Here is a 17,372-nt window from a genome sequence, read left to right as displayed (position 1 = left end):
ATACGACCGGCCATCTATGCGCTGGCGAAGCCCCCGTAAAATAGATATATTGCGTGTAACTGTTCGTTTTTATGAAAGCCAGATCATGGCGGCGCTCAACTACAACCACCTGCGCTATTTCCATGCGGTGGCGCATGCCGGCAGCCTGACCCGCGCCGCGCAGCAGCTGAACCTGTCGCAATCGGCGCTATCGGTGCAGTTGAAGGCGCTCGAAGCGCAGCTGGGGCATGCGCTGTTCGAACGCGAAGCGCGGCGCATGTCGCTGACGGAGGCCGGGAAAATCGCGCTCGATTACGCCGATACGGTGTTTGCCGCCGGCGATGCGCTGCAATCGACGCTGGCCGGGCGGGTGCGGCTGGATCAACAGGTATTGCGCATCGGCGCCCTGCCCACGCTGTCGCGCAATTTCCAGGCCGAGTTCATCGCGCCGCTGATTGGCCGCCGCGATGTCGAGCTGGTCATGCTCTCCGGCACCATCCGCGACCTGCTGGCGCAACTGGAAGCGCATGAGCTGGACGTGGTGCTGGCCAACCAGCCGCCGCGCGGCGTCGTGGCGCCCGATATCGTTTCGCGCCGTATCGCCCAGCAGCCGGTGGGGCTGGTCGGACCACCCGGCCTGATCCACCGCCCGCTCAATTTCCCGCACGATCTCGCCAAGCTGCCGGTGCTGCTGCCGGCCCGCGGCCTCGATATCCGCACCGCCTTTGATCAGCTGCTGGACCAGGCCGGCATCCAGCCGATCATCCTCGCCGAAGTGGACGACATGGCGATGCTGCGCCTGCTCGCCCGTTCATCCGATGCGCTCACCCTGGTGCCGCCGATCGTGGTGAAGGATGAACTGGCGGCCGGGACACTGGTGGAGATGTTCACCATCCCGGGCCTGACCGAAGAGTTCCACGCCATCACCCAGCGCCGGCGCTTTCCGAATCCGCTGCTGGCGGAACTGCTGGAGGCTTAAAGCCCCATCTCCGCCGCTGCGGCCCTGATGCGGCCCTGCGCCGCCGCATCGCCGGCAAAGGCCGCCAGTGCCTGATCACGGGCGGTCTTGGCTGCGGCCGCGTCACCCAACACTTGCCGGGCGCGCATCAGGCGCAGCCAGCCGCCTTCGTCCTTGGGATTGGCCTTCAACTTTTCGGCAAGGCCTTCAACCATGCCGCGGATCATCTGCTGGCGATCCGCCGGGTTCATCGCCTGCGCGGCCTGCACCTGCTCGCGGCTGGGGCTGGGCATCACGCCAGCAGGTGCTGCGGCATTGGCGGCGGCAGCGGCGGCCACGGGCGGCGGCAGGCCGGGCACGGCGGCATTGCCCACCGGCTTGGTGGCGGCCAGCCGTGCGGCGATGTCGATGCCGGCGGCCTGCGCCGTCTGCTGGATCACGGCGCGCAACTGCGGCAGCCACGGCGCATCGGCGGGCGAATCGGCCACCAGGCGCAGCATGTCTTCGATGGCGCCCTTGCGGTCACCCTGTTCGGCCTTGCGTACGGCAAGGAAATAGCGGGCGCGGGCATCGGCGCCGTCCTGTGCGGCGGCCTTTTCGAAGGCGGCTGCCGCGGCCGGCGTGATCTGGCCGCCGGCTTCCTGCACCAGCGCCTCGCCATAGGCCGATTGATAGCCTTCGCCATCGGGCTTCAGCGCGATGGCGCGGGCATAGGCCTTGGCGGCATCGCCATAGCGGCCGGTCTGGAAATAGCTCCAGCCCAGCATGCGCCAGCCTTCCGGATCATTGGGGTTGGCCTGCATCTTCTGTTCAAGGCCGGCGACCAGCTGGTTCACCTCACCCTGCGCGGCGGCATCCGGTACCGGGGCAGCGGCCGAAGCGGCTGCGGGCGCGCCAGCCGGTGCAGCGGCACCCGCCAGTTCGGGCTGGCCCATGCTGGCATACATTGCGGCACCAGCCACGGCGACCATGGCCGCCAGGCCCAGCGCCAGGCCGGAAAGCGCCTTCTGGCCCATGGTGCTGTCCAGCTCGGCCGGAATATGGCCGGCGGCAAGCAGGCGGCGGCGGATTTCGTTCCTCAGCCCTTCGGCTTCACCGGGCTGAATCGCACCGGCCGCCAGCTGCACATCGATATCGGCCAACTGATCCTTCAGCACGGCGATGGTGGCGGCGCGGGCGTCCACCCTTGCCTCGTGGCGGCGCACCAGCGGGATGGTGAGCCAGGCCGCAGCCAGCGCCGTGAGCGCAGTGAGGATGATCCAGAGTGTCATGATGGTCTCAGTCTTGCGGGCCAGCCAGCTGGTCAAGCTCGGCGCGTTCAGCCTTGGTGAGCGGGGCGGCATCGGACGTTGCGGCAGAACCCGGCTGCGGCTTGCGCCGTTGCCAGAAAATCAGGCCGGTGCCGCCCAGCAACAGGATCGCGAACGGCCCCAGCCACAGCAGCAGCGTATCGCCTTCAATCGGCGGTTTCAGCAGCACGAAATTGCCGTACCGCGCCACGACATAATCGCGCACTTCAGCATCGCTGCTGCCCTTGGCGATCTGTTCGCGCACCAGCAGGCGCAGATCACGGGCCAGCGGCGCGTCACTGTCGTCGATGGACTGGTTCTGGCAGACAACGCAGCGCAGATCCTTGGAAATGGCGCGGGCGCGCGCTTCCTGCGCCGAATCGGGCAGCATTTCATCGGGGAGGACGGCAGCGGCGGGCGACGCAAGCAACAGCCCCGCCACGAGTGCTCGGTACAAAGTTTGGGCGATGGGCCCCGGCGTTCGCCGGGGTGACGAGTTGGGATGGGTCATGCTTCAGCCCGCAATTTCTGCATCAGCGGCCTGATCTGGCCTTCCCAAACTTCCGGGCTGATCGGGCCGATCTGCTTGAAACGGACGCGGCCCTTCTTGTCGACCACGAACGTCTCTGGCGCACCGGTCACGCCCAGATCGATGGCGGTGCGGCCGGGGAAATCACTGCCCATGCCGGAATAGGGATCGCCATAGCGGGCAAGGAAGGCGCGGCTGTCTTCCGGCTTGTCCTTCCAGGCGATGCCATAGACCGGGAAGCCTTCAGCGGCGATGCGTTCCAGCACCGGGTGTTCCTGCGGGCAGGCGGCGCACCAGCTTGCCCACACGTTGAGCAGCCGCGGTTCGCCCTTGAAGCTGGCACTGGCCAGGCCGGGGCCACCCTGCACGATGCCGGGCAGCGCAAACTCTGGCAACGGCCGGTCGATCAACTGGCTCGGCAGTTCCTTGGGGTCCTGCGTGAGGCCAAAGCCCAGGAAGGCCGCGAGCCCGGCAAAGGCGATGACCGGCAGGATGAACAGCAGGCGTTTCATGGTCCGCGCTTATTCCGCCGGAACCATCACGGGCGCAAGGGGGCTGCGCACCTGCGGTGCCCCGATGCGGAAGCGGCGATCGGCCAGGCTGGCCGCACCGCCCATCGCCATGAGGAGCCCACCAAACCAGATCCAGCCCACGAGGGGATGCCAGTAGATGCGCACCACCAGCCCCTGCCCGCGCGCGTCTTGCTGCACATCGCCGATGGCAACATATTGATTGCCCAGCGGCGAGACGCCGATGCCGGCTTCCGTCGTCTGATTGCCCGACACGGTGTAAATCCGGCGTTCGGACACAAGGCCGCGTTCATTGCCGTTCTGGCTGACCGTGAAGCGGGCGCGAAGGGCGCGATAATTGGCGCCGTCCACTTCCTCGGCGCCCAGCATGGTGACGCTGACCGGGCCAGCCGCCGCGGTTTCGCCGGGGCGCATCACCAGGATCTTTTCAGCGGCAAAGCTGGTCATCGCCGCGATGCCGGCGGTGGTGAAACCCAGCCCGGCGTGGGCGAGCACGAGGCCGATGGTCGCCGCCGGCGTGGTGCGCACCAGCCGCCACGAGAAGCCGCCAGCACCCCACCAGCGCCGCACCAGCACCAGCGCAGCGCCCAGCACCAGCCAACCGCCAAGCGCAAGGCCCAACGCGGCCACGACCTGCGCCGCGCCCAGCCACAGAGTTAGCCCGGCAAGCAGCGCCGCGATCGCGGTAACCGGCACCAGCAGTTTCTTGCCCAGCACCGCCAGATCATCGCGCTTCCACGACAGCATCGGCCCGATGGTGACGAGAATGAGCAACGGCGCCACCAGCGGCACGAAGACGAGGTTGTAATAAGGCGGGCCCACCGAGATCTTGTTGGTGGGCGACACGGCTTCCATGATCACCGGATAGAAGGTGCCGAGGAACACCACGGCCGTGAGCGCCATCAGCAGCAGATTGTTGAAGGTGAGCCCCGATTCACGGCTGATGCTGCCGAACATCGCGCCGGACCGCAGCATCGGCGCGCGGGCGGCAAACAGCGCCAGCGCCGTGCCGGTGGCACCGATGATCATGGCGAGGATGAACACGCCGCGTTCGGGATCGACCGCAAAGGCATGCACCGAGGTGAGGATACCGGAGCGGACCAGGAAGGTGCCGATCAGCGACAGCGAGAAGGCGAGGATGGCGAGCAATATGGTCCAGCCGGCGAGGCTGCCGCGCTTTTCAGTGACGATGGCCGAATGCAGCAGCGCCGTGCCGATCAGCCACGGCATGAAGCTGGCGTTTTCCACCGGATCCCAGAACCACCAGCCGCCCCAGCCCAGTTCGTAATAGGCCCAGAAACTGCCCAGCGTGATGCCGATGGTGAGCGGCACCCACGCCGCCAGCACCCATGGCCGCATCCAGCGCGCCCAGGCCGGATCGGCTCTGCCTTCCAGCAGCGCCGCCACGGCAAAGCTGAAGGTGACGGAAAAGCCGACATAACCCAGGTAGAGCAGGGGCGGGTGGAAGACGAGGCCGGGATCCTGCAACAGCGGGTTCAGCTCTGCCCCGTCCAGCGGCACCGGGAACAGGCGGGCGAACGGGTTCGACGTGAACAGGGCGAAGGCGAGGAACGCGACGCTGATCATCGCCTGCACCGACAGGATGCGGGCCTGCAGCGTGACGCGCAGATTGTCGCCGAACTTCGCAATGCCGGCGCCATAGATCGACAGCACAAGCACCCACAGCAGCATGGAGCCTTCGTGATTGCCCCAGGTGGCGGCCAACCGATAGGGCAAGGGCTGCGACAGGGCGCTGTGATTGGCGACCAGTTTGACCGAGAAATCGGCCTGGCCGAACAATGTCATCAGGCAGCCAAAGCTGATGGCGATCAGCAGCGCCTGCAAGGATGCCGCGCTGCGCCCGAACGCCATCAGCGCCGCATCACCGCGGATGGCGCCCAGCATCGGCAGCACGGCCTGGGCAGCCGCCACCAGCAGGGTGAGGATCAGGGCGAAATGGCCGATCTCGGCAAGCATCTGCTATTCATCTCCAGCAAGCGGCGGCGAAGCAACGAATAATCTGGTCAAACTGCAATCTTGCTCTAGCCGATGCGGAACAAGATGCTAGGATTTATCTGGGATCAAACCGCTGCTACACAGATTGCAGCCAGCGGTTTGTATCGAGGGGCTTGAACCGGGGGGCAAGGCCGTTGTGACGACGTATCGCATTGCGATTGTAGGTTCGGGGCCGGGCGGCCTTTCAGCAGCCGCGCATGCCGCGAAGCTGGGGCTGAGCCATATCCTGCTCGAAAAGACCGACCATCTGTCGGACACGATCTACAAATATCAGAAGGGCAAGCATGTGATGGCAACGCCGTCACAGCTGGTGCTGCGCTCCCCGCTGGATTTCGAAGCCGGCAAGCGCGAACTGGTGCTGGGCACCTGGAACGAACAGACAGCGGCCGCCGGCGTGAACGTCAAGCACGGCGCCGAAGTGAAGAGCATCGTTGGCACCGGCGCGCCCATCCCCGGTTCGGTGATGCAGATTGCCACCCGCAACCGCGATGGCACCACCACGACGACCGAACTGCAGCGCAACGCCCCGCCCTACCGGCTGATGCTGACCAATGGCGAAGAGATCATGGCCGACGCCGTGATCATGGCACTCGGCACGCAGGGCAACCCCAATCTGATGGGCTGTCCGGGCGGCAACCTGCCCCATGTTCAATATCAGCTCGATGATCCCACCGAATATACCGACGAACATATCTTCGTGATCGGCGGCGGCGATGCCGGGATCGAAAATGCGCTCGGCCTTTGTGCCGATCCGGCGCAGAACAACACGGTCACGCTGATCAACCGCACCGCCGATTTCCCCACTGCAAAGGATGCCAACGTCAAGGCGCTGATGGCGGCGCGCGATTCGGGGCGCATCAGCATCATGGCCGAATCCAACACCACGGCGGTGGAACCCGGCTTCATCACGGTTGAAACCCGCGACGGCGAAGTGCGGGCGCGCTGCGACCGGATCATCGCCCGCATCGGTTCGGCACCGCCGCGCAGCTTTGTCGAAGGCTGCGGCATCGAATTTGCGTCCAACGACCGGCTGGCCTTCCCCAAGCTTTCCGCCACCTTTGAATCGACCGCGCCCGGCATCTATGTGGTTGGCGCGCTGGCCGGTTATCCGCTGATCAAGCATTGCATGAACCAGGGCCACGACGTGGTGGAGTTCATCAACGGCAATCTGGATCTGAAACCCGCCGACGAACCGATCCTGGAGGCCAAATTTGCTGGCCTGCCGGGCCAGCGCAGCGTGGCCGAATGGCTGGAATATCTGCGGACACGCGTTTCGATCCTGGGCGGCATGAGCAGCCTGCAGATGCGCGAATTCATGCTGGATTCGGCCGTGAAGCGCTATGCGCAAGGCGAGGTGATCTTCGAACGCAATGCGCCCGGTTCATCGCTGTTCGGCATCGCCGATGGCGAGGTGGCCGTGGAGGTGAACCCCAACGATCCGTCCATCACCGTGGCCGTTGGCACCGGCCAGATCTTCGGCGAAGTCGGCCTGATCTCCGGCCGCCGGCGCGGGGCGACCATCCGGGCCGCGCGCGATACCATCGTGGTGGAAATCAGCCGCAACGCCGCGCTCAAACTGATGAGCCAGGTGCCGTCGGCATCGCGCGAGATCACCCGCGTCAACACCGAACGCACCTTGCTGCAGATCTTCAAGTCGGGTCTCGCGCCCGTCGATCTGGTCGACGTGATCGCCGGCGCCAAGGTGGAAACCATCCGCTCCGGGCAGGCCATCATCAAGGAAGGCGAGACCGGCGACGATATCTTCATCATCCGGTCCGGATCGATGGTGGTGGAAAAATCGATCGGCGGCAAACCGGTGTTCCTCTCCTATGTGCCGGCCGGCAGCTATGTTGGCGAAATGGCTGTGATCGACGGCAGTGCGCGCTCCGCCACGGTGCGCGCGGCGGTGAAGAGCGACGTCATCCGGCTCGCCGGTGAACCGTTCCGGGCGCTGCTCGCGGCCAAGCCGCAATTGCTCGACAAGTTGCGCGGCGAGATGGCCAGTCGCACCCAGCTCAACAATTTCATCGAATCCAAGAAGGACAGCTTCTCCGGCGTGGTGGACATGTACACCGGGGTGGCCAATTTCCTGGTCGAACAGGGCGTGGGTGAAGCCACCGACGTGCTGCTGATCGATGAAAAGCTCTGCGTGGGCTGCGACAATTGCGAAAAGGCCTGCGCCGATACGCACGACGGCCTGTCGCGGCTGGATCGCGAAGCCGGGCGCACCTATGCCCATCTGCACGTGCCGACCAGCTGCCGCCACTGCGAACATCCGCACTGCATGGCCGATTGCCCGCCCAACGCCATCCACCGCGGGCCGACCGGCGAAGTCTATATTGATGAAACCTGCATCGGCTGCGGCAATTGCCAGCGCAACTGCCCCTATGGCGTGATCCGCATGGACAAGGTGCCGCCGAAGAAGCCCTGGCTGCTCAGCTGGTTCCTGTTCGGGAGCGGCCCCGGCCCCGGCGAAGCCAGTCACAAATGGGCCAAGAAACATGATCCCGCCTATGCCGAAAAGGCCAAGAAGGCGATCAAGTGCGACATGTGTTCGGGCCAGGAAGGCGGCCCGGCCTGCGTGCGCGCCTGCCCCACCGGCGCTGCAATCCGCGTTTCGCCGGAACAATTCCTCGGTGTCGCCCTGATGAACCGGGAGGACCGCTGATGGCCAGCACCGCCCCTGCCAGCAAGGCCCCCGCCCGCAAGGCGATGACCGGCAAGGCCGTCAACCGCGCGCCGCGCGATACCGCCCACGAAGGCTTTTTGAATCACAAGCGCGGCCGCTGGGCCAAGGTGGCGATCACCCTGAGCGTGGTGGCGCTGGGGGCCTATCTGCTCACCGATCCCGTCCCGCGCCACAATGGCGGCACCTGGCTGGGCTATCTGCTTGGCACCATCGGTGCCGGCATGATCGTGTGGCTGTCGCTGCTGGGCGTGCGCAAGCGCGTGATTGGTTCCAAGCCGTTCAGCCTGAAGGGCTGGACCAGCGCGCATGTCTATCTGGGCCTGTCGCTGATCGTCGTGGGCACGCTGCACACCGGCTTCCAGCTGGGCTGGAACGTCCACACGCTGGCCTGGGCGCTGATGATGATCGTCATCCTTTCCGGGCTGTGGGGCATCAGCCTTTATGCGACGCTGCCCGAACGCCTGTCAGCCAACCGCGGCGAGGTGACCCAATTGCAGATGCTTGAAGCGATCCGCACGCTGGATCGCCAGCTCGATACGGCGGCGCAACCGCTGGACGCCGAAGATGCGGCGCTGGTGCGGATGAGCCTGGAAGAATGCCGCATCGCCGGATCGCTGGGCCAACGCCTGTCCGGCAATTATGCCAAGGATGGCAATATCCGGGCGCTGGCGGCAATCACCGAGAAGGTGATGACCGGCCGGCGCACGGGCCGGGTTGATGATCGCCTGCAGCAGATCGAGTTCCTGCTCGAAAGGAAAGAGGCGGCGCTGGCGCAGGCGCGTCGCCATATCCGCATGAAAACCCAGCTGGAATTGTGGCTGTATGTGCATGTGCCGGTAACGCTGGCGCTGCTGGCGGCCTTGCTGGCGCACATCATTTCCGTGTTCCTGTACTGGTAAGGGGGAGGCGGGCATGAGCTTCATCGTTCGCCAGGTCGCCAAACGCGCCGATGGTGGGGACATCATTCGCACCCGCACGCTGGTGCAGGCTGAATTGACCGTTGGGCGCGGCACCGATTGCGATATCCAGCTGGCCGATCTGGCCGTCATGCTGCGCCACGCCCGGCTGGTCGAGATCAGCCCCGGCAAGGTGAGCTTGGAAGCCACCGGCGGCGTGCCGGTGGAGGTGGGCGGCAAGTTCGTTACCCGTGCCGATATGGCCGTGGCTGAAAATCCCGTTATCGATATCGGCCCGTTCCGGCTGTCGCTGACGCCCGGTGAGGACGGCGCCATTGCCATCACCGCCGAACGCGTGGTGCCAGCGATCGAAGCCGCCGACGCGGCGCAGGAAACCAGCATCTTCTCGCTTTCGGGCGCGATGCCCACCAAGCGCCGCATGGCGTGGATTGGCGGGCTGGCGGTGTTGGTGCTGTTGTTCCTGGTGCCGCTGTTCCACTTCATCGGCGAAGGCGAACCCGCGCTGCCCAAGACCATGGTGGCCGAAGCGGCCCGGCCCGTCACCCCGGGCCAGGCCTTTGGCGATGGCAAACTCAGCGTGCCCACGGCCCGGCCAGCGGCGGCCGGCGGCTTTGCGCCGGATGAGAGTTGGTCGAGCGGCACGCTGTCCAATGCCCATGCCAGCCTGTCCAACAATTGCGGCGCCTGCCACAACAAGGCGTTTGTGAGCGTGACCGACAGCAGCTGCCAGGCCTGCCACACGGCCTCGGCCCTGCCCGATCATGCTGCCCCGGCCCGCATGACCAAGGGTCGCCTGCCCGAATCCGGCGTGATGGGTGCCGCGCACAGCGCCTTCAATCTGCCACAGGGCCGCTGCACCAGCTGCCACAAGGAACATGAAGGCGAAGCGACCGTGATGACGGTTGCGGAAAGCTTCTGCACCGATTGCCACGGCGGTCTGAAATCCCGCCTTGCCGATACGGCGGTGGCCAACGTTCCGGGCTGGGCCAAGCACCCCGATTTCCGCGCCACGCTGGTTTCGTCGCCGTCGCTGGACAAGCCGGTGTTCACCCGCACGGCGCTCGCCGGCGCGCGCGAGAAATCCGGGCTGATCTACCCGCACGACATCCACCAATCCACCACCAACGCCGTGGCCAACATGGCGCAGAAACAGCAATTGCCGCTGGGTGCCGATGGCGCCCTGCCCTGCAGCTATTGCCACAAGGCCGATAGCGACCAGGTGCGCTTCAAGCCCATCGACATGGAAGCCAACTGCGGCGCCTGCCACGATCTGGCCTTTGCCCGCGATGGCGGCACCTTCCGCACGCTGCCGCACGGCAAGCCGGCCCAGGTGGCCGGCATCATCCGCGATTTCACCCTGTCCGAGGCCTTCGCGCCGCGCGCCGGGGTGCAGCGGCTGAGCTTTGACCGCCGCCTGCCCGGCAAACCCGCGGCTCCCCTTTCCGGCGGCAATCCGGCGGCGCGTGCCCAGGCCGCAGTGGTCAGCGTGTTCACCGGCAAGGGCCTGTGCACCGAATGCCATGTCATCACCGATACCGGGGCCGCCGATCTCACCCGGCGCTTTGCCATCGCGCCGGTCAGCATCAACGATCATTATCTGCCGCAAGGCCAGTTCCCGCACGGCAAGCACAAGAGCTATGACGCCAAGACCGGCCAGGCCGCCTGTGTCGCCTGCCACACCGGCGTGGTGAAATCCAAGGCCTCCACCGACGTGAACATCCCCGGCTTTGCCAATTGCCGCGAATGCCACGGCGCCCCGGCCAAGACGATGCTCAGCACCACGGCCAAGGCTGGCGCCAGCTGCGACACCTGTCACGGCTATCACGACGGGGTTGCACCGGCCGGCACGCTGCCCGCTGGCCACATCAAGCCCGCCCGGGTTGCCGCTTCTCGCAGCCGGCAGGCTCCGGCCTGATGCGCGGCGCCACTTGCCATCGCCGCATCGGTGCGTCAGTTTCCCAAGTCGTGCCGTATCTGCCCAGGCAACGGCCATTTGGGGGGCAACCCCAGCGTTGTAAGTGGCCGCAGAGGTGCGCAAGATGCTGATTGCCCAGGTGACTGATATCCACCTCGGTTTCCAGCCGGATGATCCGGCGGAAATGAACCGCAAGCGTTTCGACGAGGTGGTGGAATCGCTGCTGGCGCTCTCGCCGCAGCCCGATCTGCTGCTGGCCACCGGCGATCTCACCGAAAGCGGCAGCATCGCCTCCTATCAGACCCTGAAAACCATCGCCGATCGCCTGCCCTTCCCGGTGCATTTCGCGCTGGGCAATCATGATCTCAGGGCCAATTTTCGCAGCGTCTTTCCCGATGTGCCGGTCTGCAGCACCGGCCATGTGCAATATGCCGTCGTGCACGGCCCGTTGCGCTTTGTGGTGCTCGATACGCTGGAGGAAGGCCATCACGGCGGCGCGCTTTCCGCCGAACAGGCCGCGTGGCTGGATGAAACGCTGCTGGAAGACAATCGACCCACCGTGCTTGTCCTCCATCACCCGCCGATCGAGACAGGCAACGGCTGGATGACAGAGGATCTGGACGCACCCTGGGTGCAGCGCCTGGCCGAAGTGGTGCGCCGTCACCCGCAGATCATCCGCATGATCACCGGCCATCTGCATCGCGCCATCGTTACCGGCTGGCACGGCACCACGCTGGCCGTGTGCCCCTCAGCAGCGCCGCAAGTGGCCATCGATTTCCGCGAGATCGACGGCGAAAATCCCGATGGCCGCGACATGATCGTGGCGGAAATGCCCGGTTTTGCCCTGCATTACTGGACCGGGCGGGACCTGATCACCCATTTCTGCGCCGGCGGCGAACACCCGGTGCTGGCCCGCTACAACGCGCGCATGCAGCCGACGGTGCAGCACATCCTGGCGGAGCGCACCGGCGCGCAGCACTGAGGCGGCCGGCGGCAAAGCCGCCGAGTCCGCTATCAAGGAAGAAAGAGCAGGGAAGAAAGAGCGCGGCGGAGCCGCGCCGTCAGACGACACGAAAAAGGGCGGCCTGCGGGGCCGCCCTTTTCGGTCGCTGGCCGCTCGCTCGGCGAGTCTGCAAACAGCGCCGCTGTTTGCAGCCGCCTCGCTTCACACACGCATCGGCATCAGCACATACAGCGCCTTCGCCTCATCATTCTCACGGATCAGCGTTGGTGCCGAGGCATCGGCCAGATGCACATCCACCAGATCGCTGCCCACCTGGCCGAGGATATCGAGCAGGTAGCGATAGTTGAAGCCCACCTCGATATCGGCGGCGGCATAATCGGCCGGCACTTCTTCCGAAGCCGTGCCATTCTCCGGGCTGGTGACAGACAATGTCACCTTGTCCCGGCCCAGCGCCAGCTTCACCGCGCGGGTCTTTTCGGTGGTGGCGATGGCGGCCACGCGGTCCACGCCTTCGGCCAGCACCTTGGCATCGATCTTCAGCAGCTTGTCGTTCGCCGTCGGGATCACGCGGGTATAATCCGGGAAGGTGCCGTCGATCAGCTTGCTGGTCAGCGTGGAATCCGCCGAGAAGCGGAACCGCACTTTCGCGGGCGACAGGCCGATTTCCACCGGCGCATCCGCCGCCATTTCATCAAGCAGCTTGCGCACTTCGTTCACGCACTTGCGCGGCACGATCACGCCCGGCATGTCGGCCGCGCCGGCCGGCAGGTCCAGCTCGATCCGGGCCAGGCGGTGGCCATCGGTGGCCACACCGCGCAGCTTCGGCGACGGGCCGGTGGTGGCATGCAGATAGATGCCATTCAGATAATAACGGGTTTCCTCGGTGGAGATCGCGAACTTCACCGCGTCGATCAGTTCCTTCAGCTCACCGGCCGAAAGCGTGAAGCGCACCGGCAGATCGGTTTCGGCGATCACCGGGAAATCATCGCGCTTCAACGTCGCCAGGCTGAACCGGCTGCGGCCGGCATTCACGCTCATGCGGTCACCCGAAACGGCGAGTTCAACCTGCGAACCTTCCGGCAACTTGCGCACGATATCGAACAGCGTGTGCGCCGAAACCGTGGTGGCGCCGTTCAGATCGATCGCGGCGGGGATATTTTCCACCACCTGCAGATCAAGATCTGTCGCCATCAACCGCAGGCCATCGGCGCGCGCTTCGATCAGCACGTTGGAAAGGATCGGAATGGTGTTGCGACGTTCCACCACCGACTGGATATGGCCCAGGCACTTCAGCAGGGTTGCGCGCTCAACGGTGGCCTTCATTCTGATCCCTGTAACGAAATGGTGAAGATGGCTGCACTATAGCCACAAACGCGCACGGTGGTAGTGGCGATGTGCGGGGAAATGGGCCTATGAATGGCAGATGGATCTGATTCTCGCCCGCCACGCCGAAACCGTGTTCAACGCCGCCGCCCGCATGCAGGGCCACATGGCGCACACCCCACTCACCCGCAGCGGCATCGCCCAGGCCGAAGCCATGGGCGCCGCCCTGCGCGAAACTCTGGGCGAAGCGCCGGATCGCGATTTCTGGGTCTCCCCCTCCGGCCGCACCCAGCAAACCGCCGCCATCGTGGGCGAGCATCTGGGCGTGCCCTTCTTTGATTGGCGGCAAGACACGCGCCTGCTCGAAATCGACGTCGGCCAATGGGAAGGCCGCTATTACGCCGATATCGTTGCAGAGCTTGGCGAACATATCGTCTGCCCCGATCGCCGCCTGTTCCGCGTGCCGCCCCCCGGCGGCGAATGGTTCCCCGAAATCGCCGCCCGCCTGACCGACTGGCTGGCCGGGCTGGACATGACGCGGCCGCTGCTGGTGATCAGCCACGGCATCACCGCCCGCGTGCTGCGCGGCATCCTGGTGGGCGGGCAGGATTGGCAAGGCGTCCCCGTCGCCGCCGATGCGCCGCAAGGCACCGTGTTCCATATTCGCGATGGCGCGGAGACGATGCTGCACGTGGGCAGCGGCGTGCAGGGCGTGCGGGCGGCCTGAGGGGTTTCAGGCAGGGATAGAGCCTCCGGCGGGCAGGGACGCAGTCCCTGCACCCGTTTGTTTTCGGGCGGCGCTTTGCGGCGGGTTTGGAGTGGAAATCCGATTTTATTCGGAAACAACAATTGTATCGGGCAGGAAGCGTATCTCTGCCTGCGTGTAGCAGTCACTCCATTCAGTCGCTACCATTTGCCCGCAGGTGCAGGCGCGATTGGGGCCATCCATTCCGCTCGATCCGCAACAGCCTTGATCAACGCCAGCGGACGTCCAATTCTCCCTGATCACCATTTCCGGATGCGCTGAAACAGCATTTTCCGGGGAATAAACTTGTGTCCTGGATTGATTGTCGGGCTGCAGAACTGAGACGCTGTCTTCCGGCAGACGGACAAATACACCGGCGGCGACCGGCGAACACCGCTCTGCCACCAGATTATCCCATTCCGATATGTCACCCCATCGACCATCACGCGTAAGAGTTTGGCCACATGCAGCGCACGAAATTCTGATCATCCATCCAAGCTAGCATGAGTTGGGACTGGCTGACAGGCCTGAGCTGTGTTGAAAGCCCGCAGCTTCCTTACCCGCGCGTCTGAAAACAAACGGGTGCAGGGTCTGTGACCCTGCCCGCCGGAGGCTTCCTGCTCCCTTCGACCCGCAGGCTAGGCGCGCCGGCGGATTTGCTGATAGACTGGCGCGCAGGGTCACCCACTTTCTCGGGGGGATGACCCATGCCGATCAATTTCCAGATCGAACGCACTGCCAATAATTTCTTCGCCCGCGCCGATGGGCAGCGGTTCTTCGTTGGCCGGCGCGTGCCCTATGGCGGCAATATCGGGCTGTACAACGTCTTCGGCGGCAGCCCGCTCACGCCCTTGTTCTACACGGCGGCGGATTTTGCCGGCGGCCACGGTTTCTGGGCCGATTTCATCGAGCCGACCGCGATCTGCGAAGGCCGCAGCTTCCTCACGCTGAACAGCTATGATCGCGCCGCCTTCACCTTCGGCTTTGGCCAGTTCGCCGCGCATGTGCCCGATGGCGATTTCGTGAAGATGCTGCGCGCCCTGCTCGCCCGGCCCGAGGCAGACGATTATTTCCCCCACCTCGAACTGGCCGGCGGCCGCATCCACCGCGTCACCGATGCCGGCCTCTCCCCCCTGGAAAGCGCCACCTCCACCGAATCCCTGATGCGCTACCTCAACCCCACCCTGGACGAAGTGGAAGACGCCGAAGTGATCGCCGCCGCCAAGCTGATCCACTGGGCCACCCACCACGCCAGCGCCCGCGACGCCCAGGTGAGCACCATGGTCGCCACCTATCGCAGCTTCATGGCCCGCGCCGACAAGCGCGTGAACATCAACGGCCGCCCCGCCGATCAATGCCTGGTGATCGCTGATATCCTGCACCACGGCCGCGGCGGCAAGATGACCTGGCCCCTCGTCGCCGAAGCCCTGGCCAGCCCCACCCCCCTGGCCAAACTGATCGCCATCGGCGCCCCGCAATGGGACGGGCGCAAGGCGACCCTGAAGAAAGCCATCGCCGCGCGGCCGATATTGGCGGCGAAGCGGTGGAGCCGGGCGGCGGGGGATTTCGTGTGATGGGGTGAAAGGGGAGAACGGAGAGCCTCCGGCGGGCAGGGTCGCAGACCCTGCACCCGTTTGTTTTTGGGTGGCGCTTGATGGCGGGTATGGGGTGGAAACCGGACTTACGGGTCAGCCACCCTTCAGACTTTTTCTGATCCGGTCGTCATTGGCTCGAAATTCTGAGAACAGAGCATCGCACCGTTCGCGGCTTGCGTCGCACCGCATTTCCCGCTTCATGTCGGTGCCTGCTCCCGAGTTGTAAAGGAATACGCAGGTCACCGCAGGGTAAGCAGCATCTGCTTTCGTCGTGACGGTCCACTGCTTTGGCTCGTTTGTCGAGAAATAGGTTTCAAAGCGACTTGAGCCTGACGGCTTCTCAGTTATCGATGGGTCGGCCCTTAGCTTTTGTCTGATGGCGAGCGCATCTGCTCCGCCAATACCGCACACGTTTGATGGGCCAGCTGCCTCTGTGTGGACACCCTCTGGAACTGTTTGAGATGAGACTGGAGAGGCCATCAGCGGCAAGGCTAGAACTGCCGACCAAGATTTTGTCATTACTTTCTCCTACGTCGCATAATGACAGCATTTTTACCGCCCGCAACTGGGGCGTAAGCAGACACCCTCCCATCCAGCACACCCGAAAACAAACGGGTGCAGGGTCTGCGACCCTGCCCGCCGGAGGCCCGCTTTCTCCCTTCCGCCTGTAGCCTCACCCTCGTAAAAGGCGCTCACAGCAACCGGAGCCACCCTCATGTCCGATCCCGTCGTCATCGCCAGTTACGCCCGCACGCCGATGGGGGGATTTCAAGGCGCTCTAAGTGGCCTGAAGGCGACCGAGTTGGGCGCGGCGGCCGTGCAGGCGGCGGTGGCGCGGGCCGGGGTTTCGCCGATGGCGGTGGATCAGATCGTGATGGGGTGTGTGTTGCCGGGTGGGTTGGGCCAGGCGCCGGCGCGGCAGGCGGCGTTGGGGGCCGGGTTACCGTTGCATGTGGAGGCGGTGACCATCAACAAGATGTGTGGCAGCGGCATGCAGGCGATGATCATGGCGAATGATGCGCTCAGCGCAGGCAGTGCCAATGTGATCATTGCGGGCGGCATGGAGAGCATGACCAATGCGCCTTATCTGCTGTTGAAGCATCGCGGCGGCGCGCGGATTGGGCATGATGCCATTAAAGACTCGATGTATCTGGATGGGCTGGAGGATGCCTATGACCCTGGCCGGTTGATGGGCAGTTTCGCCGAGGAGAGCGCCCGCGATTACCAGTTCACGCGGCAAGCGCAGGATGAATTTGCCATCGCCAGCCTGGGCCGCGCGCAGGCGGCGATTGCCAGCGGCGCCTTTGCCGGCGAGATCGTGCCGGTGGCGGTGCCGGGCAAGGGTGGCGAGACGTTGATCGATACGGACGAACAGCCCGGCAAGGCCCGGCCGGACAAGATCCCGACGTTGAAGCCGGCTTTCGCGAAGGATGGCACCATCACGGCGGCCAATGCCTCCTCGATCAGCGATGGCGCCGCCGCGCTGGTGTTGACGCGGGCGAGTGTGGCGGAGCGCCAAGGCTTGAGCGTGAAGGCGCGCATTGTGGCCCACGCCGCGCACGCGCATGAACCGGCCAAGTTCACTACCGCGCCGGTGCCGGCGATCCAGAAGGTGCTGGCCAAGGCGGGCTGGACCGTGGCGGATGTGGACCTGTTTGAAGTGAACGAGGCGTTTGCGGCGGTGGCGATGATCGCCATGCACGATCTGGCCATCCCGCACGAGAAGCTGAACATCCACGGCGGCGCCTGTGCGCTGGGGCACCCGATCGGCGCATCGGGTGCGCGGATTGTGGCGACTCTGCTGGCGGCGCTGGAGCGCACCGGCGGCAAGCGCGGAGTCGCCGCGCTGTGCATCGGCGGCGGCGAAGCGACGGCGATTGCGGTGGAATTGATCTAACGCGGATTCCATCCCCGTTATCCCCG

14 protein-coding genes are annotated in these 17,372 nt (G+C 65.2%); 8 read left to right on the top strand and 6 right to left on the bottom strand.

Translation table 11 applies throughout. From position 1 onward, the window contains the following. The first annotated feature begins 49 nt into the window (after positions 1 to 49). Positions 50 to 958 (top strand): LysR family transcriptional regulator, encoded by a 909-nt coding sequence (locus tag RT662_RS04925; protein WP_313669594.1) that lies wholly within the window; start codon positions 50 to 52, stop codon positions 956 to 958. Here RT662_RS04925 and ccmI read toward each other — a convergent pair. The 4 genes from ccmI to RT662_RS04905 all read right to left on the bottom strand — a co-directional run bounded on the left by ccmI (position 955) and on the right by RT662_RS04905 (position 5,262). Beyond that, on the bottom strand, positions 955 to 2,244 hold the full coding sequence (gene ccmI, locus RT662_RS04920; protein WP_313669593.1) for a c-type cytochrome biogenesis protein CcmI: 1,290 nt from the start codon (positions 2,242 to 2,244) through the stop codon (positions 955 to 957). The two genes, RT662_RS04925 and ccmI, sit on opposite strands and share 4 nt — an antisense overlap. After that, positions 2,216 to 2,617, bottom strand: coding sequence for a cytochrome c-type biogenesis protein (locus RT662_RS04915; protein ID WP_313669592.1), 402 nt, complete (start codon positions 2,615 to 2,617; stop codon positions 2,216 to 2,218). The genes ccmI and RT662_RS04915 overlap by 29 nt, the downstream gene beginning before the upstream one ends. A 116-nt stretch (positions 2,618 to 2,733) precedes the next feature. After that, positions 2,734 to 3,267 carry a DsbE family thiol:disulfide interchange protein gene (locus RT662_RS04910; protein ID WP_313669591.1) on the bottom strand — a complete coding sequence of 178 codons (534 nt, stop codon included), beginning with the start codon at positions 3,265 to 3,267 and terminating at the stop codon, positions 2,734 to 2,736. A gap of 9 nt (positions 3,268 to 3,276) precedes the next feature. Then, positions 3,277 to 5,262, bottom strand: coding sequence for a heme lyase CcmF/NrfE family subunit (locus tag RT662_RS04905; protein ID WP_313669590.1), 1,986 nt, complete (start codon positions 5,260 to 5,262; stop codon positions 3,277 to 3,279). 175 nt (positions 5,263 to 5,437) lie between these two features. Between RT662_RS04905 and RT662_RS04900 the strand changes: the two genes are divergently transcribed. The 4 genes from RT662_RS04900 to RT662_RS04885 all read left to right on the top strand — a co-directional run bounded on the left by RT662_RS04900 (position 5,438) and on the right by RT662_RS04885 (position 11,804). Further along, the gene (locus RT662_RS04900) at positions 5,438 to 7,969 is read left to right on the top strand and encodes a cyclic nucleotide-binding domain-containing protein (protein WP_313669589.1); all 2,532 of its coding nucleotides are present in this window, start codon (positions 5,438 to 5,440) and stop codon (positions 7,967 to 7,969) included. Further along, positions 7,969 to 8,889 carry a hypothetical protein gene (locus tag RT662_RS04895; RefSeq protein ID WP_409530139.1) on the top strand — a complete coding sequence of 307 codons (921 nt, stop codon included), beginning with the start codon at positions 7,969 to 7,971 and terminating at the stop codon, positions 8,887 to 8,889. The genes RT662_RS04900 and RT662_RS04895 overlap by 1 nt, the downstream gene beginning before the upstream one ends. Before the next feature lie 13 nt (positions 8,890 to 8,902). Next, a complete protein-coding gene (locus RT662_RS04890) occupies positions 8,903 to 10,822 on the top strand; it encodes a cytochrome c3 family protein (RefSeq protein ID WP_313669588.1) in 1,920 nt (639 codons plus the stop codon). Between the two features lie 124 nt (positions 10,823 to 10,946). Beyond that, positions 10,947 to 11,804, top strand: coding sequence for a phosphodiesterase (locus RT662_RS04885; RefSeq protein ID WP_313669587.1), 858 nt, complete (start codon positions 10,947 to 10,949; stop codon positions 11,802 to 11,804). A gap of 183 nt (positions 11,805 to 11,987) precedes the next feature. Here RT662_RS04885 and dnaN read toward each other — a convergent pair whose 3' ends face one another. Continuing rightward, positions 11,988 to 13,109 (bottom strand): DNA polymerase III subunit beta, encoded by a 1,122-nt coding sequence (gene dnaN, locus RT662_RS04880; protein ID WP_303783480.1) that lies wholly within the window; start codon positions 13,107 to 13,109, stop codon positions 11,988 to 11,990. A gap of 100 nt (positions 13,110 to 13,209) precedes the next feature. Between dnaN and RT662_RS04875 the strand changes: the two genes are divergently transcribed. Further along, entirely contained in the window at positions 13,210 to 13,836 is a 627-nt protein-coding gene (locus tag RT662_RS04875) for a histidine phosphatase family protein (protein ID WP_313669586.1), read from the top strand. 105 nt (positions 13,837 to 13,941) lie between these two features. On the opposite strand, the gene RT662_RS04870 is transcribed toward RT662_RS04875, so the two are convergent. Further along, positions 13,942 to 14,343 carry a hypothetical protein gene (locus RT662_RS04870; RefSeq protein WP_313669585.1) on the bottom strand — a complete coding sequence of 134 codons (402 nt, stop codon included), beginning with the start codon at positions 14,341 to 14,343 and terminating at the stop codon, positions 13,942 to 13,944. 218 nt (positions 14,344 to 14,561) lie between these two features. On the opposite strand from RT662_RS04870, the gene RT662_RS04865 reads away from it, so the two are divergent. Together RT662_RS04865 and RT662_RS04860 are read left to right on the top strand one after the other, a co-directional pair. Further along, on the top strand, positions 14,562 to 15,428 hold the full coding sequence (locus tag RT662_RS04865; RefSeq protein WP_313669584.1) for a hypothetical protein: 867 nt from the start codon (positions 14,562 to 14,564) through the stop codon (positions 15,426 to 15,428). A 736-nt stretch (positions 15,429 to 16,164) separates the two neighbouring features. Beyond that, entirely contained in the window at positions 16,165 to 17,346 is a 1,182-nt protein-coding gene (locus RT662_RS04860) for an acetyl-CoA C-acyltransferase (protein WP_313669583.1), read from the top strand. Positions 17,347 to 17,372: the final 26 nt, after the last annotated feature.

The sequence above is a fragment of the Sandarakinorhabdus sp. genome (genome assembly GCF_032115815.1).
In the GTDB taxonomy this organism is placed as follows: Bacteria; Pseudomonadota; Alphaproteobacteria; order Sphingomonadales; family Sphingomonadaceae; genus Sandarakinorhabdus.
This window is presented reverse-complemented; position numbering and strand designations above follow the sequence as displayed.